Raw genomic sequence first — 25652 nt, 5'->3', positions numbered from 1 at the left:
AGCGATACGAACAGAATCCGTAAGCAACAGCGAGCGCATAAGAAGGAGTGTTTCTTGCGGCAGATTTCGTTTACAATAAGAAGGAGAAAGGCGTAACGATGGAAGAGAAATTGCGTGTGCGCCGTATTGGACTGACCGGCGGCATTGCCAGCGGCAAGTCCACGGTTACCGAGCTCTTGCGGAAAATGGGTTTTACTGTTCTGGATGCCGACGCGATGTATCATCAGTTGGTCGCTGCGAACGGAGCGCTGCTTCCTCGCCTTGTCGAGGCTTTCGGAGAATACATTCTTGCCGCAGATGGATCTCTTGATCGTCGCGTGCTTGCCAAGCACATTTTTGCGGAAAAAGCGGCACGCGAAAAATTGGATGCTATAACGCACTCGGCTGTCTATCATGAACTGGATCGCCTTGCGAAAGAGACGATTTCGCAGTGGAAAATCCAAAGGACGAGGAAGGCGGCAGAAGACAACGAAGTTGCACACAGATTGCTCTTTTTCGACATTCCGCTCCTGATGGAATCCTTTGGGGCTTCGCAATGCCTTTCACTGGATCGAATCTGGTTGGTAACGGCACCTGAAGCAATGCGAAAACAACGGCTGATGGTACGTGACGGCCTTTCCGAAGAGGAAGCAAAGAGGCGCTTGGCCGCACAGATGAGCGAAGACGAAAAACAAAAAAAGGCGGACGTGATTCTTACGAATGACGCCGATTTGGAGAAGCTGAAGAAGATCGTGGAAGAGGCTGTTCGAGGAGAAGAATATGCGTAGGGCGAAAACCAGAGTAAAAACGGCAAGACATTTCTTTCGCAATGTGTTGATCATGCTGATCGTGTTACTTTTGCTGGCACTATGCAGTGTGGCGTTCCTGTTCTATCGCGGGAGCGCGAGCTACCGGATAAAATATGGGAACGAAATTACGGCCGCGGCAGAAAAAGAGGGGCTGAGTCCCTATCTTGTCGCCGGCGTTGTCAAGTCGGAGAGTGATTTTCAAGCCGATATTGTAGCGGATGACGGCGGCGTTGGCTTGATGCAATTGATGCCGGAGGCAGTGGACTGGGTATGCCAGCGTCTGGACGTCGACAAAACGACTATGGATTTAAAAGATCCGAAGACCAATCTGATGATCGGCACGCATTATCTTTCCTATTTGATTAGCCGTTACCAAAATGAGCATCTGGCGATTGTGGCGTACAATACCGGTATGACGAATGTGGACAAGTGGTTAAAAGACGGTACGATTACGTGGTCGTTTGAAACCATGCAAAACATACCCTACAACGTTCCACGGCGCTATGTCCATCGCGTAGACAAGGCGCGAAATATTTATGCCAAAATGTACTGCGACGGTTTGCCGGATGATACATCGGGCGAAAATCAGATTCTCTTGGCGGTAAAAAATGTGTGGCGAACCATACGCTCCTTTGCCGCGCAATATTAACCGGACATGTGCGTAGATTTTGGTTCCATTCAAATGTCGCAATGTCTTGGCGTTGCATAGGGCAATGACAATGGAAACAAACGAAAGTGGCAGTTTGACAAGAAAAGCAAGTGCCCCTATAATATAGGGGTCCCGTTTGCAGAAGTGGTGGAATAGGCAGACACGCCATCTTGAGGGGGTGGTGAGCATAGCTTGTGTGGGTTCGAATCCCATCTTCTGCAGTACAACGGCCTGAGCATTCAGGCCGTTCTTTTTTTGCTTTTATGGATAGCGTACTCCTTCACAAAGCCTACACATTTCCTTGTGAATGGTGTAACAAAAATAGGAGGTGTGGTAGAATAGTCATGTTTAGGGTTTAGTCGTTTTCCTTGCGATGGAGGGGGAGAACGATTCCTCATAACAATTAAGAAGGTTTGAGAGGAGTAGTTTATGCAATTAAACAACCTGACGTTCCGGGGAGGCGTTCATTTTGAGGATTATAAATCGCTTTCCAACGGAACCGAACTTCAGGTCATGCCTGCTCCCGATGTGATCACTTTACCGATGTCCCAGCATATTGGTGCACCGGCAAAGCCCATCGTGAAGAAAGGCGACCATGTCGATGTGGGACAGAAAATTGCGGAAGCGGGCGGCTTTGTATCTGCGGTTGTGCATTCCAGCGTTTCCGGCGAAGTGCAGGGCATTATCGACTACGTAAAACCGGACGGATCCAAAGTGCCGGCGATTGTCATTGCCAACGATCATCAAGATACGCTCGGCTACACGTCGGTGGATCGTAGCCAAGATGACCTCACCCCGGAACAGATCGTGGAGTACGTCAAAGAGGCCGGTATTGTCGGCATGGGCGGCGCGGGTTTTCCGACGCACGTTAAATATCTTCCGCCGAAGGATATGACCATCGACACGATCATTATCAATGGTGCCGAATGTGAGCCGTATCTGACCAGCGATGACCTGCTCATGCGCACGCATCCGGAGAAGGTAGTTGCCGGGCTGAAATTAATTATCAAAGCCACCGGTGCTAAAAAAGGTTACATAGCCATCGAACAAAATAAGCCGAAGGCCATTGAGGCGGTAGCGGCTGCTTTGGGCGAAGAAGAAAATCTTGCCGTGGCCACCATGCAGACTAAATATCCGCAGGGCGATGAAAAGAATCTCATTGCTGCGGTTACGGGGCGGCACATTCCAGCCGGACAGCTTCCGGCCAGTGTGGGTTGCGTGGTCTCCAACGCGGCAACCACCTGTGCGGTTGTGGATGCAGTGTACTATGGTAAACCGCTCTATGAGCGCATCGTGACCATTACAGGACATGCCGTGAAAGCGCCGAAAAATATACTTTTGCGCTTTGGAACCTCCATTCGCGAGGCGGTGGAATTTGCCGGCGGGTATTCCCAGCAGCCCGGAAAAATCATTTGTGGCGGTCCGATGATGGGTGTTGCCATGGCTTCGGACGAAGTGCCGCTGGATAAACGAAACAACGGCATTTTGGTTATGACCGTCGAGGAGAGCACGGCTAAAGCGATTGATCCCTGTATCCGCTGCGGACGTTGCGTCGAAGCCTGCCCGATGCATCTGGAGCCGCTCATGCTCGCCAATGATGTGCGCATCGGCAACTATGATTCGGCACGTGAGTACTACATCAAACAGTGCATTGAGTGCGGAACATGCGTATATAGTTGTCCGTCCAATCGTCCGCTGTTGCAATGGATTCGTTTTGGCAAAGCGGAAATCGCTAAAATGGATAGAAAGTAGGGGAAATTATGGAAACTACTTCGCAAATTCAGGTGAAGGATCAACTGCTTCATGTTGCCGCCTCGCCCCATGTACATACCGGCGAAACGATGCAGCGCATGATGTTCGATGTTCTGATCGCCTTAATTCCGTCCATCGTCGTATCGGGCGTGGTTTTTGGCCTGCAGGCCATTCTTCTTATTGCTGTCTGCGTGATTGCAACGGTCGGTGCCGAAGCGGTGTTTCAGAAACTGCGTAAACAGCCCATTACCGTTTCGGACGGCTCTGCTATGATTACCGGTGTTTTATTAGCTTTTAACCTGCCCTCGACGTATCCGCTCTGGAAAGCAGCCATCGGCGGCATTTTCGCCATTGTGATCGCCAAACAGTTTTTTGGTGGCCTGGGACGCAATTTTGTCAACCCTGCTTTAGCCGGACGTGCCTTTCTGATGTCGGCTTGGGCAAAAGATTTTTCTAAGACGCCATATCCGTTTGGCGCGGTGCCGGCGGGTGTGGATTCCGTAACGGCTGCAACGCCACTTTCCGGTGGGCCGGTTCCTGCTTTGTGGGATATGTTCGTAGGAAACATGCCCGGCATGCTCGGGGAAGTGAGTGCCTTGGCGATTCTCATCGGTGCAGCCTATTTGCTATGGCGAGGGGTTATTCGCTTAAACATTCCTTGCGGCATGATCGGTTCGTTTATTGTCTTCACGTCTCTTTTCGGAATGATAAACGGAACCTTTGCACCGGCTAACATTCCGACCGAGGTACTCAGTGGAGGACTGATTCTCGGCGCCTTCTTCATGGCGACTGACTATGCTACCACCCCGATGACCGGACGCGGCCAACTGATTTTTGCCATTGGTGCAGGGTTCCTTACCGCGTTGATTCGTCATTTCGGCACTCTTCCGGAAGGCGTTTCGTATGCGATTCTGTTGATGAACGTAGCCACGCCGCTGATCGATAAATACGTGAAAAACAAGCCGTTTGGAGGTGTGTCTCGATGAATAAATCCATAATGTATGCGGTGAAATTATTCGTGATCTGCGCTGTAGCCACTTTTGTGCTCGCGGTGACCAATTCCGCAACGGCACCGGTTATTGAAGAAGCACAGAAACAAAAAGAATTACAGGCGTTTACGGAAGTGTTTCCGGGACTGGAAGAAACGAAACCTGTTGAAAACACTGCTGTACTTAGTGACAATATCGTCGCGGTCAACGAGGCGATTGTCGGGGGCAAGACCGAAGGCTATTTGTATTCGGTGAGTTCTCCGGTCGGCTATGATGGACCGATTACCTTTGTGGTCGGTGCGAAAACAGATGGTACGGTGACGGGCTTAAAGGTCATTAACCAGACCGAAACCACGGGCTTCGGCGCGAGTGTGGCTAAGCCGGAATATGCGGAAGGAATGCACGGCGTGACGCTTAATCAACCGCTGAAAGCGGAAGGAAACGGCGGACAGCCCGACGTTATGCCCGCTATCAGCGGTGCAACGCGCACGACAACGGCCATGGAAAAAGCTATGAACATGGTGGTGGAGGCTCATGCAAAACTTGTCGGCTCGTCCACAGAAACCACGCAAAAGTAGGAGGGATAGGATGGATAAATTAAAAGAAGGGGTATTTTCCAACAATCCGGTCCTGATTCAGCTGATTGGATTTTGTTCGGTTCTGGCCGTTTCCTCGACGGTTCTCGGCGCTATCGGCATGTCCTTGTCGTTCATGTTCGTCTTGGTGCTTTCCAATATTGTAATTTCGCTTCTGCGTAATTTCATTCCAAACGAAATTCGTATTCCGGCGTTTATCGTCGTTATCGCGAGTTTCGTCACGATTTTGCAGATGTGTCTGCAGGCTTATTTTGAAGAAATCTATGATCTGTTGGGAATCTTTCTTCCCTTGATCGTGGTAAACTGCATTATTCTTGGACGTGCCGAGGCATTCGCCTCGAAGAACGGCGTGTTCGCTTCGGCCATTGACGGCATCGTCAACGGTATTGGCTATGCATTTGTCATCATCACGGTTGCCGTGGTGCGTGAGCTGTTTGGTGCCGGTACACTTCTGGGAGCACGGATTCTTCCCGAAACGGCCACGATTCCGTTTTTGCAACAACCGGCGTCTTCCTTTATGCTCTTGGGCATCTTCTTGGCGATCATGAATCAGATTAACATCTCACGTGATCGGAAAGCCAAGGCGAAGGAAGAACAAGCATTAGCGGCATCATCGCCGGCTGTAACGGAATAAGGAGGAGAACATGGGATTTTTTCAAATCATCTTTTTGACGATATTCGTCAACAACTACGTTCTTGCCCAGTTCCTCGGTATCTGCCCGAGCATCGGTGTTTCGAGTAAAGTAGAAACGTCCATGGGAATGAGTGCGGCGGTTACCTTCGTTATTACGTTGGCTTCCGTGATCACCTGGGTTTTGGATCGCTTCATTTTGCAGCCGAACCTCGTCTATTTGCGTACGGTTGCCTTCATTTTGGTCATTGCAGCTTTGGTGCAGATCGTGGAAATGTTTCTCAAGAAATCAGCACCGGGTCTCTACAATGCCTTGGGTATCTACCTTCCGCTCATCACCACCAACTGCGTGGTGCTCGGCGTTGCGATTCTGAATGTGCAAACCGGCTATACATTGCTGCAAACGGTGGCAAGTGCGCTCGGTGCTTCCATCGGCTTTGCATTGGCACTCATTTTGCTTGCCGCCATTCGTGAGCAGTTCACGCGTATGGAAAATGTTCCGGAGTGCTTCCGGGGCGTGCCTGCGGCATTAACGACACTCGGCTTGATGTCCATGGCATTTGCCGGGTTTGCCGGCATGTTCCAGTAAGAAACGGAAAGAAGGTAGTCATGGATTTTACTCAAATTTTTCCGCCGGTGGCGATTATGTCCATTTTGGGCGGCGCGTTTGCTTTGTTAATCGGCGTTGTCAGCAAGCTGACACATATTGATGTCGATCCGCGCATTACACAAATTCGAGAGGCTCTTCCCGGAGCAAACTGCGGTGCCTGTGGATATCCCGGCTGTGATGGCTGTGCAGCAGCCATGGCCGAAGGAAAAGCACCGTTGAACGCTTGTGTGGTCGGTGGTGCCAAGGTAACAGATAAAATTGCAACGATTATGGGCTCCGCCGTCGAGGCGGGTCAACGTTATGTGGCCAGCGTCAAGTGCCAGGGAGATTGTGAACATACGAAAGAGATCTTTGCCTATCACGGTATTCAGGATTGTCGAATGATGGCGAAGCAGCGCGGCGGAAACAAATCCTGCCTGTATGGATGCTTAGGCTGCAGCACCTGCCAATCGGTTTGTGCTTTCGGAGCGATTCGGATGATCAAGGGTGTGGCGGTCATCAACCAGGAAAAGTGTACCCAGTGTATGCAGTGCATAAAGGTTTGCCCCAAGCACATCATTGAGTTGGTTCCGTATCATGCCGTTGCGCAAGTGAAATGCCACAATCCCGAGTTCGGTAAAGACGTTAAGAATGCCTGCACCATCGGCTGCATCGGTTGCGGCATCTGCGCAAAATTGGCACCGGAGGAGTTTGCGTTGGAGGGAAAACTGGCGCATGCGACGTATCATGACGGCTACGATGTGGAAAAGGCACAGGCGGCGGCTGCGAAATGCCCGGCGAAGTGCATCGTCATCGATGCTGACGGCGATGTGAATGCAAAAGCTTTGGTTGTCGAAGAAGAAAAGGAAGTTGCGCACGCATAATGCTGTAACAGGAACGTACATCCAAAGGCAGGAAAGTTTTGCGCCGTTGGGTGCACGTTCTTTTTGTTGGTCGCCGCTTTTGTGGCAACAACGGTCAAGGCATGCTGATAGAGAAGGAGACACTATGGGAGAAAACGAGACCTCTATTCGTACGCGATTGCAGGCGGATTTTGAAAAGCAGTTTGGTGACGCGCGCGACGTGCGACTGTTTTTTGCGCCGAGCCGCATCAATATCATTGGGGAGCATATAGACTATAACGGGGGAGCGGTTTTTCCCTGTGCGCTGACCATTGGCACCTATGCATTGGCCAGACCAAATGACCTTGACATGTTACGTTTGTACTCCGCCAATATGGTAAATCGCCAGAATATTTCGTTGCCGCTTCCGGACTATGATCCGAAGAGGGATTGGACGAATTATCCGATTGGTGTAGCCAAAGCCCTTGAGAAAGAGGGCATTCTGCCGAAAGGATTGGACGTGGTTGTCTATGGCAACATTCCCAATGGATCCGGCCTCAGCTCGTCTGCAAGTCTTGAACTGCTTTTCGGTGTACTCTATTCCGCTTTTTGGAGTAAAGCGCCGATTCCGACGCTTACGTTAGTGGAAGCGGGTGTTTGGTGTGAAAATGAATTTTTCGGTCTTCATACTGGCATCATGGATCAGTATGTCATCGGCTTTGGAAAAGCGGGCTATGCGATGGTGCTGGATACGGCTGCAAAGACGCATACCTACGTTCCTCTTTCTCTCAAGGAGAAAAAGGCGGTACTCATGGTCTTAAACACCAGACATCGGCGCGAGCTAAAGGATTCTAAGTATAACGAACGGCGCGCGGAATGCGAAGAGGCGTTGGCGCAGTTAAATGCCTCATTGGTCGCAGAAGGAAAAAAAGAAAAAACGCATCTCTGTGAATTTACCGTTGCCGATCTTCCTCGTCTTGCCCGGTTGCGTTCCGATATACTGCGACGTCGTGTGCACCATGTCATTACCGAAAATCAACGTGTAAAAGATACGGTGGCCGCGCTTGAAGAGGGGAATCTCTCCCTGGTAGGCGAATTATTGAAAGCCGGCCATGCGTCTATGCGCGATGACTATGAAGCCAGCGGTCCGCATTTGGATGCGATTGTCGATGCGGCAAATAACGCCGAAGGCTGTTTCGGAGCGCGCATGACGGGTGCCGGTTTCGGTGGTTGTGCCATCGCCCTGGTAGAGGAATCGGCAGTCAATGCATTTTCCGCTTACGTGCAGAAGACCTACGAGGAGAAAATGGGGATTTCGCCTGAGCTCATCCTTTCCACGGCGGGTGATGGTGCCGGAGAACTTCACTAACACAGAACGAAGGTCGGTCTTTTTCTTCCACTTCGAAGGATTGGCATGGCAAATCAAGATCAGTTTTTTCAAGGGAGAGGCAATTTCGCCTCTCTTTTGTTATGAAAAGCTGGAACATCGTGGAACGATTTTCGTCTGTTCTGTATTTAGGGCATATGGTAAACTAAGGCACGGTAAGGGGGCAGTATGAAAAAACGATGGACAACACGCGCGGACCGTGTGCTCATCCTGCTTTTAGCCTTAGCAAGCGTTATAGCATTAGGAATTCTTTTTTTCGGCCACGCACAAACGAAACAGGACGTATACGTCAGCATACAAGTGGACGGAAAGGAAATCGATCGCTATGCACTCGCCGAAGCAGAGGGGCAAACGAAGCGATACACAAGTGCTTACGGGTGCAACGTGGTAAAAATCGAGCAGGGCAGTATTTCCGTTTTCGAAGCGGATTGCCCCGATAAGCTTTGTATGCACCAAGGCCGTATTTCTCGGCCCGGTCAGATCCTTGTGTGTTTACCCAATCGTTTTTTGGTGGAACTGATGGGAGGAGCGGAGCAGGCATCCGACGTGGATGCTTATCTCCAATAAGTCATGCGCAAGAGAAGCATTTCGACAAAAAAAATTGTTTTTTTGTCGCTGTTAACGGCGATGGCGTTGGTCATCTCGCTTTTGGAACAGGCGATGCCGCTTCCCATCGGCGTACCCGGCGCAAAATTGGGCTTGTCAAATCTGGTTATTCTGACGACTATTGTGGTGTACGGCGCAAAAGAGGGAATGGCAGTGGCTCTCTTAAAGTCCGTTTTGCTTTTGCTGCTTACCGGCTCCGTTACCGGTTTTTGGTATTCCATTGCGGGTGCGCTATTTTCCTCTGCCGTGATGAGCATTGCCGTACGCTTTGCACTTCCTCCATTCAGCTTGGTCGGAGTAAGTGAACTGGGCGCTTTGGCACACAATGTCGGACAACTGTGTGTTGCATGTGTCGTGTTACAGAACGGTGCTATTTTTGTTTATCTGCCCGTGCTGACACTGGCCGGATTATTTACGGGGTTTTTTGTGGGGCTTTCGGCGAATGCGTTAGCTCCCTCTCTTCGAAGGGCTGTCGAAGGACAAAGCGAAGGGAGAATCCATGAAAAACAAGAATCAACGGAAGGCAAACAATAGAGAAGGCTCTCCACAAACAACCATTTGCGTGGGGAAAGTCATCATAGAAAATGAGGAAGAAAGAGACAAAAAGGAAAAGATCTTTTTCGGTATTAAGGATATGCCGGAAGAGGATCGTCCCATGGAAAAGCTGATCCGTCTCGGTGTACAGGCGCTTTCCGATGAAGAACTGGCGGCAATTTTGATCGGTACAGGCACAAAGCGAAAAAGCGCCTTGGAGCTTGCATCCACTCTTCTTCGTCGGGATGAGCCAAAAGCGGGCCTTTTGCAGGCAACGGCGGAGGAACTGATGCGCTTTGAAGGTATCGGAAGAACGAAGGCGTGTCGCATTCTTGCCGGCGTTCAGTTGGGCCGACGATTGAGCGAAGAGCAGGCGTTTTTTTCCATCACGCTCGCAAATCCGAAGTCCATTGCGAATTATTTTCAGACGTATTATGCCGAGGAGCAGCGGGAACATTTTTGCGCTATTTTAGTCAATGCGAAGCTGAAGCCCATTCGCACGGTGCTGATTTCCATCGGCTCTTTAACGCAAGCGCGCGTGCATCCGCGCGAGGTATTTCAGCCGGCAGTGCGCATCGGCTGTGCGGGTATTGTGCTTTCCCATAATCATCCCAGCGGTGATCCCGAGCCGTCACCGCAGGACATTGCCATTACCACACGCCTGGTGGAGTGCGGGAAATTGCTTGGCATTGAAGTATACGATCATGTGATCGTAGGGAAAGCGCATTATGTCAGCTTACGGGAACGGAATCTGATGTAGCCTTTTCGTTGAGAAATTGGACTCTATCGTGATAGAATAACGAAACAGGAAGAGGACAGATAAAGAAAACAGGAGTATGGGGTGGATTATTTTCGTTTTACTGCGCCGGATTTAGCGATCGACATCGGTACGGCTTGCACAAGAGCCATGCGACTTGACAATCATACGATGGTGGTCGAACCGAGTGTGGTGGCGCTGGAAGTGAAAAAAATGCAAATAGTGGCGCTTGGCGAAGAAGCCAAGGCTCTCTTGGGAAAATCCCCAGAAAACATCATCGCCATTCATCCGCTGCAGCATGGAGTGATCGCGGATTACGATTTAACGCGCGCTATGCTGGAGCATTATTTGCGTCGGCTTTTGCCCGGCGTTTCACTCGTTGCACCGCGCATCGGCGTTTCCTATCCTTCCGGCGCTACCGACGTGGAAAGACAGGCGTTAGAAGATGCCTGCTTACAGGCCGGTGCACGTCGCGTATTTTTGGTGGAGGAATCCTTAGCTTGCGCCTATGGAACGAAACGCATCAATACGATTACAAAAGGTGCACTCGTGTTGAATTTGGGTGCGGGAACTACAGAGATTGCAATCGTCAACAGCTATGGCTTGATTGTGACGGAGACCATGAAGATTGGTGGAAAAGATCTGGATCAGGATATCATCCATTTCATTCGCGATAAATATTCCTTGATGATCGGTTCGTCCACTGCGGAAAACGTAAAAAAAACGCTCGGTACGTTACGAGAAGATCGTCAGAATGACGCCATGGAAGTCTCTGGAAGAGATCTTGTAACGGGTATGCCGAAAAATATTGATATTTATGCCTCCGATGTGACGCAAGCCATTCTACCGTTTATTCATAGAGTATCGGACGCACTGCGTATCACGCTGGAAAAGACACCGCCCGAATTGGCTGCGGACGTGATGGAACGTGGCTTGCTGCTTAGCGGTGGCGGTGCGCAGTTGGATGGCTTATCGGAATATCTGGTGCAGGAGGTACACGTGCCGACTTCGCTATCTTCTCATCCCGAAGAAGATGTACTTTTCGGGTGCCGTTATGTGATGGAAAACAGGGAAGAAATCACCGGAAAAGGAGCGCGTCATGATTCGCTACAAAAAGGGTAAGGGAAGTCGCTCTTTTCTGCTCACCGTTTTGATTTTGGTCCTGCTGATTCTGTTTTCCAATCGCAATCCGGAGACCAGCAAGCTGCCGTCCAATTTGCTCAACATGGTGCTTTCACCGGTAAATCGGCTTTTTTACTCGGCTTCCAGCTCTCTTCAGGATGTCTACGATCATCTGCTTGGTCCAAAAGCAACACAGGCTGAATTAGATCGCCTCACTCTCGAAAACCAGGCTTTAAAGGATGAAGTGCGCACCATGCGGAACGTGATTGCCGATGCGCCCTATTTACAAAATGAATATGCTCTTCAACATGTAGCGGAGCATGCCGTTATTCCTGCGGAGATTACCATGTCGGATCCTTCGCCGACTTTTGTGCGTTTTACGATCAATAAAGGGACAAAGGACGGAGTGCATGAAGGGGATATCGTTGTGCAAGGCGTGCAAGACGCGTCCAAAAACGTCGTATCCGGCTTGGTCGGCCAAGTGACGGAGGCGGGGTTGAATTATGCGAAGGTTTCGACGATTTTGGACCAATCGCACAATATTTCCATCCTCTTTTCCTCCAGCAAAAAATATGGCGTCATCAACAACCGCGACGCGGAACGCTTTTATGGCTATTTGCTGGATGCGCAAACGGATGTACCCATGGGCGAAGAAATTGTTACAAGCGGTGTGGGCGGACGATATCCACGTGGCTTGTATCTCGGTGTCGTCAGCGAAGTCAAGCTTGCGGGGGATGGATTGACGAAAAACGTCAGCATCACTCCGGCTGTTGATTTTTCGAAGCTGTATCGCGTTTTAGTCGTCCCGGAAAATCGCGATCAAGAGGATGTCGCGGGTAGTGTATCTTCGTCCGCCCATTCGACCGCGAAAAATGGGAATCATGCATATAAAGGAGGCTCCGGTGAATAAACTGCGTTATAGTCTCAGCTTGTTGGCTGTTTTGATTTTGCAGACCGCCGTGGTTTCCAATTGGACGTTTTCTGGAATTGCCCCGGCGCTACATTTGGTTTTTCTCGTTGCGATTTCTTTTCTGTATGGCCCTCTGTGGGGCGGGTATACCGGTCTGGCCCTTGGCCTTCTGGAAGATATGATGTTTTCCGGCGTGTTGGGCATACGCGCATTGCTCTTTTTTGTGGGGGCAACGGCTGTGGGAAAAGCCCTGTATCACAACGAACATAATTTAGCTACAGGAACGCTTGCTACTGCGCTTTTTTCCTTTTTTGTGCTGGCGGGGCAATGGGGCATCTTGTTCCTTTTACGTAAACCATTGCCGTATCTGTATCTGATTGGCAAACCGGTGTTGTTTTATGCCCTGTTCAATGCCGCACTGTTCATTCCGGTTATGCTGTTGATGCGCCGTTTGATGAAGCCCGAAAGCATTCGCTTTTTCGGCCGGATTTAGAAGAACCGTCAGGAGAACATCATGAAAAAGGAATCGTTGTTTCGTTGGGGCACGATCGTGGCCGTGATGCTCGCCTTCATGGGCCTCCTTTTATGGCGCCTGTATGATCTCACTCTTGTTCAAGGAGACAAATACAGCCAGCTTGCACGGACGCGCCGCACCAAAGAGATTCAAATTGCCGCCCCGCGAGGGAATATTTATGACTGCAATGGTGTTTTGCTGGCCGGCAGTCGATCTTCTTTTGCTGTTCAAGGTTTCAAAGATGAGCTGATGCATCTTAAAACCGATGAGCGCAACCAAGTACTGGCGCGTCTTCTGCGCTATATTGAACGGGACGGGGCGGAGTATGGAGAAGATTTTCCCATTCAACGCAATCAAATTGTGTATGCTTCCGAAGCGGATTATTTGCAGGAAAAAGAAACACCGGATGAAAAAGCGCAGCGGTTATTGGTGGAACATCATCTTGTCGAGCAGTGGTTGCAAATGGTTTATCATTCGGCTCTTGATCGTGATTTTCGTGTTTCCCCGGCAGCGCGAGCCCTTACCGCTCTTTCCTTGAAAGGAAGCGCTCTACCTATTCAGGCGGATCCCGACGTGAATTTCCGCCTTTCCTGGAAAGCGGGAAAAGAGTACGATACTTTGAAAAATGCCAAAGTGATCAAAGACAATACCTCCGCTTTGGAATACTTGAGTAAACGGCTTAACGATAATAAAAACCTGCTATCGCATGTGCTCAATCATCCTGCAACGCGTAAATTGGCCTATCAGCTCTTAAATGAGAAAAAGCTCACCGAGAATTTGCGTCTTCGGGAATGCGACTATACGTATGTAGAAAATGCGCGCCGTAAAAAAGCAGCATTTCATCAGGCCTTTCCCGCCATTACGTTGACCTCGACCGCAAAAGAAGATTTCGTCACCATCGTCAAGAATTCCGCGCTGGATCGCTTTTTAACCTCCATTTCTGTCGAGGAGGACAATCGCTTTACCATTCCTGCGGAGGGCTTGCTCAATCGACTGGCAAATAAGGGGATTGAAACGAATCTCAAATACGTCATTTCGGCGGATGCGCGTACGGTGTCGGTCGAATTTATTCATCCGGAAGGGGAAGACGGAACCGCTCTGGATCGATTAAAAAAATTAGGACTCGAGCAACAGCTGCTTGATGAAGTCATTACCGATGATGCCTATAAGTATTTGGCGGAGCAAGCGATGTTCGATGAAGGATTTTATCCGGGCATTGCGCTGAAAACATGGACATATGGTCTGGAAACGGATCAGGAGGATTTTGTAAAAAAATTCAACCTGGACAAGATGAGCGCGGACGAGGCATTTCGTCGACTATTAGAGAACTATGAAATTGATCCCACTATGGATCCGGTGTTACAGTGGGGCATCATGCTCATTACCGATCGGGTCGGAAAGCCCGGCACATATGCGTTTTGGCCGATTAATATCTGTTATGAGCTTTCTGAGGATACGGTGGCCAAGATTGAAGAAAATATCGCTTCCGGCGCGGGCATCATGGTGTCGCAACAGGCCATACGCTATTATCCATTCGGCGAATCGGCTTCCCATATTTTGGGCTACATCGGCAAAATTGCTACTAATGAAGAGGTGCAGACCTATGTGAAGGAGCAGCATTATCTACCCAATGAGTTCATTGGAAAGGTCGGTGTAGAGCAGAGCTTTGAAAGCACATTACACGGTACGAGCGGCAAAGAAACCGTGCTCGTGGACTCCTTCGGCAATCGAACGGAAATTTTGGAGCGGCAGGAACCCAAGGCGGGGAACAACGTGTATCTGACCGTGGATATTCGATTGCAGCAGCAATCGGAGAAATCACTAAAGAATGGAATTCTTTCCGTTCGCCACAGTCTGCCCTATGTCAGCAAATGGGGAAGGAATAAGGCACATTATTCCCCTATGGCCAACAGTGCGGCCAGTGTATCCGTGGATCCAAACAATGGAGCCCTGTTGGCTATGGCTTCGTATCCCATGTTTGATCCGAACCTTTTTGTTACCGGCATTTCCGGCTCCGATTGGGAAATGTATCAATCAGCAACGCGCCTGGATACCAACGCACCGAGACCGCTGTTAAACCTTGCTACGCAGGCGGCAGTTCAACCAGGCTCCACCTTTAAGACCGTGGTGTCTCTGGCAGCATTGCAAAAGGGACTGAATCCGAAAATGCAGATTTATGATTATGGTTTTGTGAAAATTGGTGATCGCCAGTTTAACAACTTGCTTTATACTCGTACCGGCGGGTCCGACGGCATGGTCAACATGTATGATGCTATCGGCAAATCCAATAATTATTATTTTTATATTCTCGGTCTTGGCCGTGTTCCCGCTACGGGGCAGGATATCGGCGTGCAGGTCACCGTGGATGACATTGAAAAAACGGCGGAAAACTTGGGATTAAACCATTCGTCCGGCTTGGAAATCAAACAGCCGGCTGAAGTGGCCAATCACATTCCCAGCCGGTCTGCAAAGATGAATCTAACGAAATCCATGCTTTCTCATTTTCTGGAGCAGAATCTCAAGCGTTATGAAAAGCCTGACGCAAAAAAAGGCAATACGGTGATTGCAAAAGATATTCAAACCATTCTCAAATGGTCGGAGCAGGGAGAGCTGTATACCCGTGCGAAACTCATTGCGGATCTCGAAGAGCTCGGCTATTATGCTGAGCGTCCTTTGGACGGGGCGCGCAGTGGCCTGGCGGACCTGTTGAAGTACACCTATTTTAATCAGACGAACTGGACGGTGGCGGATACCATGAATGCGGTCATCGGACAAGGACAAAATGCTTATACACCCATTTCCATGTGTTCCATAGCCTCCATCTTTGCCAATGGCGGAACAGATTACGATTTTACGCTGGTAAAAGAAATCCGCAGTCCGGATAACAAGACGGTGCTCTATAACCAGACGCCACGGGGTAAAAAAGTGCCCATTCCCGCAAGCTATTTTCAGGAGGTGCGTGAGGGCATGCGCCGTTCCGCGGAGCATAATCAAAGCGAATTCAACGGTCTTAATTTTCAGGTGGGCAGCAAAACAGGAACAGCGGAGCGCGCAGGGAAGGATCCGCGCACAGGAGGAAATTATGCGCCGTATGCTTGGGACATCTGTTTTGCTCCCTATAAACAGCCCAAAATCGCAACGACGGTCTTTATGCCGGATGGCGATACGAGTTTAAACGTCGTGCCGATCGCGCGTGATATTTTGGCGTCCTATCTCGGTACGCCGGCTTCACAGGAAGAAACACCGTCGCTTTATGAAGGTCGCACGACATATGATCCGCCCAAGCCCAAGACTTCCGAGCAAGAAGTCTCGTCCCAAGAACAATCCACGAATGAATAAAAAGGTGGACAACACGTTCAACCTCCTGTATAATTGATCGGTAATACCGCTCTAAAGAGGCAAACGTAAATGTTTCGTTTGGAAACTGCCTTCAAGGCGACACGAAAGGTAAGGAGAAAGTGATGTACGCAGTTTTAGAAACCGGTGGAAAACAGTTCCAGGTGCAGGTCGGCGATCAGATCAAGGTCGAAAAGCTTGCCGGAGAAGTGGGCGAGTCGATTGCTATCGACAAGGTTCTCATGTTGGGGGGCGACGCTCTTAAAGTAGGAAAGCCCTACATCGAAGGAGCCAGCGTAAAAGCCACCGTCGTTGCACAAGGCAAAGATAAGAAGATCGTGATCGGGAAATTCCGCCCGAAGTCGGGATATCGCCGCACACGCGGTCATCGTCAGCCGTATACACTGTTGAAAATTGAGGCGATCAACGCCTGATGATTCACGTCGAGTGCTACGCGAGCAAGGAAAATCCGTCAAAGCTTCTCGGCTTTTCCATGAAGGGTCATGCGGATTACGGTGAAGCACAACAGGACCTTTTATGTGCCAATGTTTCCGGTATTGTAACCGCCCTGATTAACACCCTGACCGACGCAACCGATTTTGGGAAAAATGTCCACGTGCAGTATGCAGAAGGGGATGTTTCCGTAGCCATCGAGGAGCCACTCAACGAAGAACAACAAAAAATTTGTCAAGTCCTGTTGAACGGTTTTCGTCTCAACATGCAAGAATTACAGAAAGAATATCCGGGTCATATCAACGTAAACGATCGGAGGTTATGATGATTGCTTTTAATTTACAACTTTTCTCGAGTAAAAAAGGGGTGTCCAGCTCTAAAAACGGACGCGACTCCAATGCGCAGCGCTTGGGCGTAAAACGTCATGATGGCGTGGTCGTCAAAGCCGGAAATATTATTGTTCGTCAACGCGGAACCAAATTTCATCCCGGCCTGAACGTCATGCGTGGCGGCGATGACACGCTCTTTGCAGTAGCAGACGGCGTGGTTCGTTTCGAACGCAAGGGCAAGGACAAAAAACAGGTGAGCGTTTATCCCGTAGAAGCTCTGGCGTAAGCCTGGCGGAGGCGGAACGAAACGATTCCTACTGCATCCCGTTCGGCCGCAGGCCGTGCGGGGTGTTTTTCTTTGGAGGAACTATGTTTATTGATCAGGTAACAATTGAAGTGCGTGCCGGGCATGGCGGGGATGGAGCTATTTCCTGGCGCAGAGAAAAATATGTTCCAAATGGCGGCCCGGACGGAGGGGATGGCGGTCGCGGAGGATCCATCCTTCTGGAAGCCGACAAGGACGTCAATACGCTTTTGGACTTTAAGTACCATCCCATTTATAAGGCATCATCCGGTGAGCCGGGGCGTGGTCAGCAGCAATTCGGAAAATCCGGGGAAGATCTGATCTTGAAAGTGCCGGTGGGAACAGTAGTACGCGAAGCGGAAAGCAAGCTTCCTATTGCGGATCTGCGGGAAGACGGACAGCGCTTTGTCGTTGTGAAAGGCGGATACGGCGGAAAGGGCAATGTACATTTCAAAAGTTCTATTCGACAAGCTCCACGTTTTGCCAAACCAGGCGGCATGGGGCAACAGCTTAAGATCATCCTTGAAGTAAAACTCATTGCAGATGTCGGGTTGGTGGGACTTCCCAACGTAGGGAAAAGCACCATTCTTTCGATCCTTACGCGGGCAAAGCCGAAAATCGCCAATTATCATTTTACGACCATTGAACCAAACCTTGGCGCCGTCGACATGGGAGAAGGGCGTTCTTTTGTCATTGCGGATATTCCCGGCCTGATCGAAGGAGCGCACGCCGGCGCGGGCTTGGGGCATGATTTTTTGCGTCACATTGAAAGGACTCGTGTCATCGCTCATGTGCTGGACATGTCCGGCAGTGAAGGGCGTGATCCGGTTCATGATTTTGATCTCATTCAGCAGGAGCTTGCCGCATACCATGAAGCACTGCCCAAAAAATTGCGCGTCATTGTGGCAAACAAGATGGATCTGCCGGGCGTCGAGGAGCACCTGGCGCATTTTCGGCAAGCGATGGCGGAACGTGGCTTAGCGGTACGCGTTGCGGAGGAAAAACCGCAGCAACCCGCTGACCCATGGCAGGAAAAAGTCCCAAGCCCCATCATTCTGGTGCCACTTTCCGCAGCGACAACGAAGGGAATGGACGTGCTTCGTCGCGTGCTTTGGCAGGAAATAAGCCAGATTCCGAAGACACTTCTTACATGTGAAGAAGAAATCGTACCAGTGGAGCGCTTTTTTCAACGAGATACCGCGATTACCGTTCGTCGCGAAGGGCATACGATTTTTGTTCAGGGAGAGTCGGTTGCCAATTTGGCGAAGAAGCTCATCATCACCGATGGTGCTTCCATTCAGTTTTTTGAACGCTCTCTGGAGCAGATGGGCGTGATGGATCGCATTCGTGCGTTGGATCCGGATGAAGACGACGTCATCAACATCGAGGAATTTGAATTTGACTGGTTATAATGCCGAAGAGGGGGAAAAATGACAACGAAGGAAAAGTTGCTTGCCTATTTTGAAGCGCATCGCGGCAAATTTTATTCGGGACAGCAGTTGGCGGAGAATTTGGGCGTCTCTCGCACGGCGATCTGGAAGGGTGTGCAATCGCTGCGAGAAGAAGGCTATGCCATTAGCGCTGTCACGAACCGCGGTTATAGCTTTTCCGAAGACACGGACATTCTTTCTGCACAGGGAATCCGTAAATATCTATCGAACCCTTCTTTGGTAGATTTGACCGTGCTCCCGGTGGTAACCTCGACGAATCTCTTGCTGAAAGAAAAGGCGGATGCAGGCGCGCCGCAAGGCACTTGTGTCATCGCGGGACAACAGACCAAGGGGAGAGGACGACGTCAGCGTTCCTTTTATTCGCCGGCGAATACCGGAGTGTATCTCAGCCTTCTGCTTCGTCCTACGAATCGTCTTTTGTCGGAAACCGTACATATTACGACCATGGCAGCAGTTGCAATGTGCGAAGCGATCGAAAGTATCAGCGAACAGAACGCATCGATAAAATGGGTGAACGACATCTTTTTGGGAGATAAAAAAGTATGCGGAATTTTAACGGAAGCGTCATTGAACATGGAAAACGGCCGCGTTGCCTATGCGGTGTTGGGCGCAGGGGTGAACGTTTATGTTCCCGAAGGCGGCTTTCCCGAAGAGGTTAAAAATGTGGCGACGGCACTTTTCTCTTCTCCGCAAAAGGATGCTAAAAATCGCCTGGCGGCCTCCTTTTTGCAACGCTTTTTTGCGTACTATGAGCAGGAGGACAGCCATCGCTATGTGGAGGAATATCGTCGTCGGTGTTTTGTTCTCGGTAAAGCCGTCCAGATTTGGCGAGGGGATAAAAAGAGCGATGCCTATGCTGTCGATATTGATGAAGCGTGTCATCTTCTAGTGCGCTATGCAGACGGAAGCGAAGAAGCCCTTTCCTCCGGGGAAGTGAGCGTGCGTATGGATGAGTAGCAAAGATCGTAAGAAAAGGGAAAGCCCTTCGTTGCAACTCGCAACGAAGGGCTTTTTTCTTTCTGTATATTTTTGGCGTTTCTATTATCTTAGTTCATTTGCGACCGATTCGACTTTAGCATCACGTCATGCGCACCGCCTTCCACAATGGAGGTGGATGAGACGAGGGTCAGTTTCGCCTTTTCGTGCAGCTCAGCAATGGAAAGGGCTCCGCAATTGCACATCGTTGCTTTTATTTTATGCAGGGAGATACCCACATTGTCTTTCAGCGCGCCGGCGTAGGGAACATAGGAATCGACGCCCTCTTCAAATTGGAGATGCGCTGCACCACCCAGATCATAGCGTTGCCAGTTGCGGGCACGTGCACTGCCTTCTCCCCAGTATTCCTTCATGGAGGAGCCGTTAACGTTCACCTTTGCCGTCGGGGACTCATCAAAGCGCGCAAAATAACGGCCGAGCATGACGAAGTCCGCTCCCATGGCCAGCGCCAGTGTCATGTGATAGTCATAGACGATACCGCCGTCGGAACAGATGGGAACATAGATGCCGGTTTCTTTGTAGTATTCGTCGCGTGCTTGCGCAACATCCATTACAGCGGTGGCCTGTCCGCGGCCAATGCCCTTGGTTTCACGAGTAATACAGATGGAACCGCCGCCAATGCCGATTTTGATGAAATCCGCTCCGCAATCCGCCAGGAAACGGAATCCTTCGCCGTCTACTACATTGCCGGCGCCGACTTTTACCGTATTGCCATAGTGCTCACGAATCCACTCAATGGTTTTCTTTTGCCATTCACTGAAGCCTTCGCTGGAGTCAATGCAGAGCACATCGGCTCCCGCTTCTACTAATAGCGGAACGCGTGTCTCATAGTCGCGCGTGTTGATTCCTGCGCCGACCTTTAAGCGCTTTTTCGCATCCAATAATTCCTGCGGGTTCTCTTTATGGCTGTCGTAGTCTTTACGGAATACAAAGTAGAGCAGTCGCTGATGATGGTCAATAATGGGCAAAGCATTCAGTTTTTTCTCCCAGATGACGTCGTTAGCTTCTTTCAGGGTCATGCCCTCTTGACCGAAAATCAGATCCGCAAACGGTGTCATGAATTCACGAACCGGCGTGGCAGGATCCATGCGGGAAACGCGATAGTCGCGGCTGGTCACGATACCGACCAGTTTTCCATGCTGTGTTCCGTCTTCCGTCACCGCCATCGTGGAGTGACCGGTTTTCTGTTTTAATTGCAGGACATCTTCCAGCGTTTTCTCCGGAGAGATATTGGCATCACTGGGTACAAAGCCTGCCTTGTATCCCTTGACATTCGCGACCATGGCCGCCTGACTCTCGGGGGATTGCGATCCATATATAAAAGAAAGGCCGCCTTCACGAGCCAATGCGATAGCCAGTGTATCATTGGAAACGGACTGCATGACGGCGGATACCATCGGAATGTTTAACGTGTGTTCCGGCTCTTCGCCTCGACGAAAACGAACCAGGGGAGTCGCCAGATTGACATTTTCCACACGGCATTCACTGGATGAATAGCCGGGGATCAACAGATATTCGCTAAATGTACGAGATGGTTCTTTCAGATAGATCGCCATATCTCCTCCTTTTTAGATGCCTTGAAACCTTTTTACGTAATGTTGGTTCGATTATATCCTTTTTCCATCTGTCTGCCCAGACCTGCTGACAGGGTTCCGTCTTACGCTATTTTACGGACGCCGGCAAGACGTGGTACGATAAATCATAGAGAACAGATAAGCAAGGAGGAAAGCGATGAACATTGCTGTTTTAGGCGCCGGAACATGGGGAAGTGCGCTTGCACGTCTCTTAGCAAAGAACGGGCATGCCGTAACCTTGTGGTCGAAATTTCCCGAGGAAGTGAAGTGGATGGAAAAAACGCATCGTCATCCGCATTTGGGAGATGCGGAAATGCCGGCAACGCTTTGCTTCACTGCGGATTTGGAGAAGGCGGTTTGTGAAAAAGAGCTGGTCGTCTTCGCCGTGCCCTCACCCTATGTGCGTGCAACCACCGAAGAGGCGGCCCCATTTCTATCAGCTGACCAGATTCTGGTGGATGTGGCCAAAGGAATAGAAAAAGACACGGGCTTGACGTTGACCGGCGTAATGGAGGATGTGTTGACGCACAAGAGACCAAAGGAGCGTTTCGCATTTGTCGCATTATCCGGACCGACGCATGCCGAGGAAGTGGCAAAAGATCTGCCTTCGGCAATTGTATCCGCCAGTCTTGACGATGGCGCGGCCAAGCGCGTGCAAGACGCTTTCATGAACGAGCAATTTCGGGTGTATACGAATCGGGACATTCACGGTGTGGAACTTTGCGGTGCGTTAAAAAACATTATTGCTCTCGCGGCGGGAATTTCGGATGGCCTCGGTTTCGGTGACAATGCGAAAGCTGCAATCATTACGCGTGGGATGGCGGAGATGACGCGCCTGGGCCTTGCTCTTGGCTGTTCGCCGGAAACCTTCGCGGGACTTGCCGGATATGGGGATTTAATCGTAACGGCCACCTCGGTTCATAGCCGCAATCATCAGTGCGGAGAGCTCATCGGCCGGGGCTTTTCTCCGGAAGAAGCGGTGCGTGAGGTCGGACAGGTGGTGGAAGGAATGAATGCTTTGCCGGCTGCCCGTGCGCTGGCGGATCGTTACGAGGTACAGATGCCTCTTGCCGACGCACTCAACGATGTCCTTTGCGGTGCGGATGTGCGTTCGACGGTTTTTTCACTCATGACGCGTGATAAAAAAACAGAATTCCACCCGAATTAGTGTATAATCAGTTATTATGATTTTTGTGAAGAGGATTTGTTATATACAATGAATACACGAAGTTTCGGGAGCAGAAACATGAATAAATTCAAAAAAGCAGTCATTTTTTTTGGCGTGATTCTTTATGTGTGCTTTGGCGCCATCTTTTTTGTACATCACTTTTTACCACTTAAGGAACGCCTGCTGTTAGTCGGCATTTTTTTCATCCTGAATCTATTGCTGATGATCGGTTTTGTCTTTGGGAAAAAAGGCTCGGCCGCTGCTGCCGGTGCGTTACTGTTTGTGATCATGTCGGCAGAGGCAGTCAGCGGCTACTACGTCTGGTCTTCTATTCAGGCACTCGATGCCGTTTCCAACAAACCCTCTCAGAATGGGGATGAAAGCCGCGAAAAGCCTGATGCGCCGCAAACACAGGAAGAATTGGCAAAGCCATTTTATGTTTATCTCAGCGGTAAAGATACCAATGGCTCGCTGGAAAAGACGTCTCGTAGCGATGTCAATATGATCCTTACGGTCAATCCGGGAACACACGTGGTGCATATTACGACGATTCCTCGAGACTCCTATATGCGTATAGCCGGGAAAGGCAACGATCGATACGACAAGCTGACACATGCCGGCAATTACGGCGTACAGACCTCGGAAGAGACATTGGAAAACTTCTTCGGCATCAAAATCAAGTATCATATGATGGTCAATTTTGATTCCATCGTCGGTATTGTCGATGCGCTTGACGGCGTGGAGGTTGAAAACTCAGAAGAATTTAAAGCCCAGGGATATCGATTCAAAACCGGAAGAATTCACTTGGACGGTAAGCAGGCTCTCGTTTTTGCACGCGAGCGCTATGGTCTTGGCGATGGAGAATTGGCACGCGGCCGCAATCATGTGCGTATCATAAAAGCACTTATTGAACGCGCCTCATCCCCGGCCATTCTGATGAATTATCCTGCCATTTTGCAGGTTATTGCGAAAGAAGTTTCCACTAACATGCCTCGTCAGACCATGGTGGACTACATCAACTATCAAATTGCCAATAATAAGAAATGGAAGATCTCCTCTTCTCAGCTCCAGTGCTTTGGGACGATGGGCCTTCCTTCCTATCAGATGCCGGGTTCGCGACTGTTTATGTTCCTGCCCAGTCAAGAAAGCAAACGCGATATTCTAAAGCTCATGCAATTGGTCATGGATGGTAAGCCGCTGCCTTCCCAGACCTCCAAGAGTTATTCCATTCATGAAGAGGATTATGCGGATCTTCCTATATATGATATCGATGACTATCTGAATGGCAGAGGCCCGTCCTTTGGCGGCCCCATGGACACACCCTCCGAGGAGCCATCTTATACAACACCCAACGAGGAGAATAGTACGATCGAAAACAGGCAACCTTCCGTGGAAAGTGCGGCATCAGAAAATAACAACGAACCCGCCTCGTCTCCTACTACGAGTGATCGGGAACCGACTAATCCGGAAGTACAGAACGGTAACAATTCTGAAAAAACAGAAAGTTATTAAGGACTTTTGCGTCGCGGCAGCAGACCATACCTTAGCTCGATACAATGAATTTCTATGCTATAATAAGACACACGGGGATGCCCGGTTTCGACAGGGGAACGGAAAAAGGAGAAGCGAGCCGTCAGGCAGATGACGTTAATCAGGCAAAACCAATAACTGCTAACGACAACGAATTAGCTTACGCGGCCTAACCATGGCTGCCGGTCCTCCGACTGGACCCGTAACAGACGGACTGACCTCAACGATCTCGGGAAACTTCCTGCGCTAAGCTTTGCCCGCAGGTTGGACTCATGAAGCTACCGAATGCCATCGTTTGTTTATTTCGCCGGCCATTCGGGAAACAATGGAAATAAACTGCGCTCGGAGAAACTCGTTCGGATGTTCTCTTGGACGAGGGTTCGATTCCCTCCATCTCCATAGCAAAAAAGCCGGTTCCTTGAAATTACAAGGAATTGGCTTTTTTATTGCTATTTACAGTAGCTATGGTACTCAATAGGCCAGCATGTTAGATGTGTTTTTTCCAATCACGTCTACCATAGAGAACAAGACGAACCTCCATTGAGCGCAGTATATTGTTCCAAACTTAGGACGACCATCGTTCCGTAGCCATTTTTTGTGAGATAAATAGGAGTGCCCTCCTGAACCGTTTTTTCAATTTCATTAAATTTATTTCTTAGGTCTGAAACCGGATGAAGCACTCTGTATAATTGCCAACTTTTCCGGGTATCATGCGCAATAGAAAGAGAATACTCGATTTTGTATCTATGGCTTGTTGTCTCGTTGATTGAAATTAATGAGAGGAGGGAGTGTGCGATGAAAAAAATTCTTTTTCGTTCCTTAAGCGGCTGTATAATTTTTGTTTTTCTATTGCTGTTGGCTGCCTGTACCGGACAAAAGCCGCCGGAAGAAAGTGCGTCGCTGATCGAATCCAAGTCGGAGACGGTTTCCGAATCGTCAGAGGAAAGCCGCGTTCTTGGGCGCGGCGATGGGCAGTTGGAGGAGGTGCGTTTTTATGAAGCAAAGGATGTATTTCTCTTATCTGTTGCTGGAGACCAGTATCATCTTGACGTGAACCTGGAAAGAGTGGATTCCTTTTTTCGCGTAGATATGTCCATGTTTGATTCCCCGCAAATCTATGCCATGGTTTCTTTCGATGGAATCATCCCTTACACGATGAAAGAAGCAAAAAATAAGATTTTTACCATACCGGTGGATAACGGGTGTATGCCCGGGACGATTTCTCTCTCGCTGTCATCCGATACGAAGGCGTTTGACAATGAAAATGAAGCGATACTCCAGGAATTTATTCATGGCAAACGGGATCGCCTGAATGCAAGTGTGTATTTGTTTGCTCCGGACGGTTATGGCATTGAGGTTCTAGCCGGCATTCTTCTTCCGGAGAATATCCTGACGGGGATGAATACCATATACGCAAAAGCCGTGGCGAAAGCGGCGCCTGTAGGCGATGCGCCTATTCATGTGCGTCTCATCGAAGAAAACGGGAAGAGCGCATTCGATGTCCAATTCAATTGTGATGATCAGATTCCTGCCGATGCCGGTGATAGCTACTATCTCCAATTGAATGCTTTCGATCATTTCCCGTATCGCGCTGTAGATGGCGAAAATGTGCTAAGAGTGCCTCTAATCAAGACAAACACGGAGGATGGGACGCTGGAAATCAAAAAAGAAGAGCATTATCGTTTCCCGATCGATACGGCATTGACAAAAGAACAGCGGTTGCACCTGGAGGACTTCTTAGCACACCCCGATACGCCAGGCTTTCCGCTGTCGATTTCTCTTCATGACCAACTTGGCCGCATCCTCCGCAAGGCGATTGTGTACATGAATCCCGTACAATAAGCA

The 25652-nt window shown here is 49.8% G+C and carries 26 protein-coding genes, 1 tRNA gene and 1 other RNA gene; 26 read left to right on the top strand and 2 right to left on the bottom strand.

Translation table 11 applies throughout. The features are described from left to right. Positions 1-98 precede the first annotated feature (98 nt). The 22 genes from coaE (at position 99) to FXY30_RS05880 (ending at position 19496) form a co-directional block, all read left to right on the top strand. Positions 99-767, top strand: a complete 669-nt coding sequence (coaE, locus tag FXY30_RS05985) for a dephospho-CoA kinase (RefSeq protein WP_071705753.1) — start codon at positions 99-101, stop codon at positions 765-767. Beyond that, positions 760-1437: a lytic transglycosylase domain-containing protein gene (locus FXY30_RS05980; RefSeq protein WP_071705752.1), complete on the top strand. Its 678-nt coding sequence runs from the start codon at positions 760-762 to the stop codon at positions 1435-1437. Before coaE ends, FXY30_RS05980 begins: the two co-directional genes overlap by 8 nt. A 138-nt stretch (positions 1438-1575) precedes the next feature. Beyond that, positions 1576-1658 (top strand) — tRNA-Leu (locus tag FXY30_RS05975). A 208-nt stretch (positions 1659-1866) separates the two neighbouring features. Beyond that, entirely contained in the window at positions 1867-3189 is a 1323-nt protein-coding gene (gene rsxC, locus FXY30_RS05970) for an electron transport complex subunit RsxC (protein WP_071705751.1), read from the top strand. Positions 3190-3197: 8 nt separating this feature from the next. Then, positions 3198-4175 carry an RnfABCDGE type electron transport complex subunit D gene (locus FXY30_RS05965; RefSeq protein ID WP_071705750.1) on the top strand — a complete coding sequence of 326 codons (978 nt, stop codon included), beginning with the start codon at positions 3198-3200 and terminating at the stop codon, positions 4173-4175. Next, on the top strand, positions 4172-4756 hold the full coding sequence (locus tag FXY30_RS05960; protein WP_071705749.1) for an FMN-binding protein: 585 nt from the start codon (positions 4172-4174) through the stop codon (positions 4754-4756). The genes FXY30_RS05965 and FXY30_RS05960 overlap by 4 nt, the downstream gene beginning before the upstream one ends. A 10-nt stretch (positions 4757-4766) precedes the next feature. Continuing rightward, positions 4767-5408 (top strand): electron transport complex subunit RsxE, encoded by a 642-nt coding sequence (rsxE, locus tag FXY30_RS05955; RefSeq protein WP_232009048.1) that lies wholly within the window; start codon positions 4767-4769, stop codon positions 5406-5408. Between the two features lie 10 nt (positions 5409-5418). Further along, on the top strand, positions 5419-5994 hold the full coding sequence (locus FXY30_RS05950) for an electron transport complex protein RnfA (RefSeq protein WP_066923567.1): 576 nt from the start codon (positions 5419-5421) through the stop codon (positions 5992-5994). A gap of 20 nt (positions 5995-6014) precedes the next feature. Further along, on the top strand, positions 6015-6878 hold the full coding sequence (locus FXY30_RS05945; protein ID WP_071705747.1) for an RnfABCDGE type electron transport complex subunit B: 864 nt from the start codon (positions 6015-6017) through the stop codon (positions 6876-6878). A 124-nt stretch (positions 6879-7002) separates the two neighbouring features. Further along, a complete protein-coding gene (locus FXY30_RS05940; RefSeq protein ID WP_071705746.1) occupies positions 7003-8205 on the top strand; it encodes a galactokinase in 1203 nt (400 codons plus the stop codon). Positions 8206-8391: 186 nt separating this feature from the next. Next, positions 8392-8790 carry a NusG domain II-containing protein gene (locus FXY30_RS05935; protein ID WP_071705745.1) on the top strand — a complete coding sequence of 133 codons (399 nt, stop codon included), beginning with the start codon at positions 8392-8394 and terminating at the stop codon, positions 8788-8790. A 3-nt stretch (positions 8791-8793) separates the two neighbouring features. Beyond that, positions 8794-9363: a Gx transporter family protein gene (locus tag FXY30_RS05930; RefSeq protein ID WP_071705744.1), complete on the top strand. Its 570-nt coding sequence runs from the start codon at positions 8794-8796 to the stop codon at positions 9361-9363. Further along, a complete protein-coding gene (gene radC, locus FXY30_RS05925; RefSeq protein ID WP_083428249.1) occupies positions 9329-10123 on the top strand; it encodes a RadC family protein in 795 nt (264 codons plus the stop codon). Before FXY30_RS05930 ends, radC begins: the two co-directional genes overlap by 35 nt. A gap of 81 nt (positions 10124-10204) precedes the next feature. Next, the gene (gene mreB / locus FXY30_RS05920) at positions 10205-11242 is read left to right on the top strand and encodes a rod shape-determining protein (RefSeq protein WP_071705743.1); all 1038 of its coding nucleotides are present in this window, start codon (positions 10205-10207) and stop codon (positions 11240-11242) included. Continuing rightward, a complete protein-coding gene (gene mreC, locus FXY30_RS05915; protein WP_071705742.1) occupies positions 11220-12152 on the top strand; it encodes a rod shape-determining protein MreC in 933 nt (310 codons plus the stop codon). The genes mreB and mreC overlap by 23 nt, the downstream gene beginning before the upstream one ends. After that, entirely contained in the window at positions 12145-12645 is a 501-nt protein-coding gene (gene mreD, locus FXY30_RS05910) for a rod shape-determining protein MreD (RefSeq protein ID WP_071705741.1), read from the top strand. Before mreC ends, mreD begins: the two co-directional genes overlap by 8 nt. A gap of 21 nt (positions 12646-12666) precedes the next feature. Continuing rightward, on the top strand, positions 12667-16005 hold the full coding sequence (locus tag FXY30_RS05905; protein WP_071705740.1) for a penicillin-binding transpeptidase domain-containing protein: 3339 nt from the start codon (positions 12667-12669) through the stop codon (positions 16003-16005). Between the two features lie 122 nt (positions 16006-16127). Then, the gene (gene rplU / locus FXY30_RS05900) at positions 16128-16436 is read left to right on the top strand and encodes a 50S ribosomal protein L21 (protein ID WP_071705739.1); all 309 of its coding nucleotides are present in this window, start codon (positions 16128-16130) and stop codon (positions 16434-16436) included. Further along, positions 16436-16780 (top strand): ribosomal-processing cysteine protease Prp, encoded by a 345-nt coding sequence (locus tag FXY30_RS05895; protein ID WP_071705738.1) that lies wholly within the window; start codon positions 16436-16438, stop codon positions 16778-16780. Before rplU ends, FXY30_RS05895 begins: the two co-directional genes overlap by 1 nt. Beyond that, on the top strand, positions 16777-17070 hold the full coding sequence (gene rpmA, locus FXY30_RS05890) for a 50S ribosomal protein L27 (protein ID WP_071705737.1): 294 nt from the start codon (positions 16777-16779) through the stop codon (positions 17068-17070). The genes FXY30_RS05895 and rpmA overlap by 4 nt, the downstream gene beginning before the upstream one ends. Positions 17071-17153: 83 nt before the next feature. Further along, positions 17154-18500, top strand: a complete 1347-nt coding sequence (gene obgE, locus FXY30_RS05885; protein ID WP_071705736.1) for a GTPase ObgE — start codon at positions 17154-17156, stop codon at positions 18498-18500. 18 nt (positions 18501-18518) lie between these two features. Then, a complete protein-coding gene (locus FXY30_RS05880) occupies positions 18519-19496 on the top strand; it encodes a biotin--[acetyl-CoA-carboxylase] ligase (protein WP_071705735.1) in 978 nt (325 codons plus the stop codon). Positions 19497-19585: 89 nt separating this feature from the next. Here FXY30_RS05880 and FXY30_RS05875 read toward each other — a convergent pair whose 3' ends face one another. Continuing rightward, on the bottom strand, positions 19586-21091 hold the full coding sequence (locus FXY30_RS05875; protein ID WP_071705734.1) for an IMP dehydrogenase: 1506 nt from the start codon (positions 21089-21091) through the stop codon (positions 19586-19588). Between the two features lie 175 nt (positions 21092-21266). Between FXY30_RS05875 and FXY30_RS05870 the strand changes: the two genes are divergently transcribed. The 3 genes from FXY30_RS05870 to ssrA all read left to right on the top strand — a co-directional run bounded on the left by FXY30_RS05870 (position 21267) and on the right by ssrA (position 24209). Then, a complete protein-coding gene (locus FXY30_RS05870) occupies positions 21267-22277 on the top strand; it encodes an NAD(P)H-dependent glycerol-3-phosphate dehydrogenase (protein WP_071705733.1) in 1011 nt (336 codons plus the stop codon). A gap of 78 nt (positions 22278-22355) precedes the next feature. Further along, on the top strand, positions 22356-23789 hold the full coding sequence (locus FXY30_RS05865) for an LCP family protein (RefSeq protein ID WP_071705732.1): 1434 nt from the start codon (positions 22356-22358) through the stop codon (positions 23787-23789). Positions 23790-23862: 73 nt separating this feature from the next. Continuing rightward, positions 23863-24209: a transfer-messenger RNA gene (ssrA, locus tag FXY30_RS05860) on the top strand. Positions 24210-24319: 110 nt separating this feature from the next. Here the strand turns inward: ssrA and FXY30_RS05855 are convergent. Next, a complete protein-coding gene (locus FXY30_RS05855) occupies positions 24320-24487 on the bottom strand; it encodes a type II toxin-antitoxin system prevent-host-death family antitoxin (RefSeq protein ID WP_083428246.1) in 168 nt (55 codons plus the stop codon). A gap of 115 nt (positions 24488-24602) precedes the next feature. On the opposite strand from FXY30_RS05855, the gene FXY30_RS05850 reads away from it, so the two are divergent. Continuing rightward, positions 24603-25649, top strand: a complete 1047-nt coding sequence (locus FXY30_RS05850; RefSeq protein ID WP_071705731.1) for a hypothetical protein — start codon at positions 24603-24605, stop codon at positions 25647-25649. Positions 25650-25652 lie beyond the last annotated feature (3 nt).

Origin of the sequence: Murdochiella vaginalis (assembly GCF_902381775.1) — a bacterium.
GTDB lineage: Bacteria > Bacillota > Clostridia > Tissierellales > Peptoniphilaceae > Murdochiella > Murdochiella vaginalis.
Note: the sequence above shows the minus strand (reverse complement) of the source record. Positions and strands in the feature narration are given on the sequence as shown.

Bases quoted from the DNA above. Each gene is read 5' to 3' on its own strand.
- coaE (WP_071705753.1), top strand. From the start codon at position 99: ATGGAAGAGAAATTGCGTGTGCGCCGTATTGGACTGACCGGCGGCATT.
- FXY30_RS05980 (WP_071705752.1), top strand. From the start codon at position 760: ATGCGTAGGGCGAAAACCAGAGTAAAAACGGCAAGACATTTCTTTCGC.
- rsxC (WP_071705751.1), top strand. From the start codon at position 1,867: ATGCAATTAAACAACCTGACGTTCCGGGGAGGCGTTCATTTTGAGGAT.
- FXY30_RS05965 (WP_071705750.1), top strand. From the start codon at position 3,198: ATGGAAACTACTTCGCAAATTCAGGTGAAGGATCAACTGCTTCATGTT.
- FXY30_RS05960 (WP_071705749.1), top strand. From the start codon at position 4,172: ATGAATAAATCCATAATGTATGCGGTGAAATTATTCGTGATCTGCGCT.
- rsxE (WP_232009048.1), top strand. From the start codon at position 4,767: ATGGATAAATTAAAAGAAGGGGTATTTTCCAACAATCCGGTCCTGATT.
- FXY30_RS05950 (WP_066923567.1), top strand. From the start codon at position 5,419: ATGGGATTTTTTCAAATCATCTTTTTGACGATATTCGTCAACAACTAC.
- FXY30_RS05945 (WP_071705747.1), top strand. From the start codon at position 6,015: ATGGATTTTACTCAAATTTTTCCGCCGGTGGCGATTATGTCCATTTTG.
- FXY30_RS05940 (WP_071705746.1), top strand. From the start codon at position 7,003: ATGGGAGAAAACGAGACCTCTATTCGTACGCGATTGCAGGCGGATTTT.
- FXY30_RS05935 (WP_071705745.1), top strand. From the start codon at position 8,392: ATGAAAAAACGATGGACAACACGCGCGGACCGTGTGCTCATCCTGCTT.
- FXY30_RS05930 (WP_071705744.1), top strand. From the start codon at position 8,794: ATGCGCAAGAGAAGCATTTCGACAAAAAAAATTGTTTTTTTGTCGCTG.
- radC (WP_083428249.1), top strand. From the start codon at position 9,329: ATGAAAAACAAGAATCAACGGAAGGCAAACAATAGAGAAGGCTCTCCA.
- mreC (WP_071705742.1), top strand. From the start codon at position 11,220: ATGATTCGCTACAAAAAGGGTAAGGGAAGTCGCTCTTTTCTGCTCACC.
- FXY30_RS05905 (WP_071705740.1), top strand. From the start codon at position 12,667: ATGAAAAAGGAATCGTTGTTTCGTTGGGGCACGATCGTGGCCGTGATG.
- rplU (WP_071705739.1), top strand. From the start codon at position 16,128: ATGTACGCAGTTTTAGAAACCGGTGGAAAACAGTTCCAGGTGCAGGTC.
- FXY30_RS05895 (WP_071705738.1), top strand. From the start codon at position 16,436: ATGATTCACGTCGAGTGCTACGCGAGCAAGGAAAATCCGTCAAAGCTT.
- rpmA (WP_071705737.1), top strand. From the start codon at position 16,777: ATGATGATTGCTTTTAATTTACAACTTTTCTCGAGTAAAAAAGGGGTG.
- obgE (WP_071705736.1), top strand. From the start codon at position 17,154: ATGTTTATTGATCAGGTAACAATTGAAGTGCGTGCCGGGCATGGCGGG.
- FXY30_RS05880 (WP_071705735.1), top strand. From the start codon at position 18,519: ATGACAACGAAGGAAAAGTTGCTTGCCTATTTTGAAGCGCATCGCGGC.
- FXY30_RS05875 (WP_071705734.1), bottom strand. From the start codon at position 21,091: ATGGCGATCTATCTGAAAGAACCATCTCGTACATTTAGCGAATATCTG.
- FXY30_RS05870 (WP_071705733.1), top strand. From the start codon at position 21,267: ATGAACATTGCTGTTTTAGGCGCCGGAACATGGGGAAGTGCGCTTGCA.
- FXY30_RS05865 (WP_071705732.1), top strand. From the start codon at position 22,356: ATGAATAAATTCAAAAAAGCAGTCATTTTTTTTGGCGTGATTCTTTAT.
- FXY30_RS05850 (WP_071705731.1), top strand. From the start codon at position 24,603: ATGAAAAAAATTCTTTTTCGTTCCTTAAGCGGCTGTATAATTTTTGTT.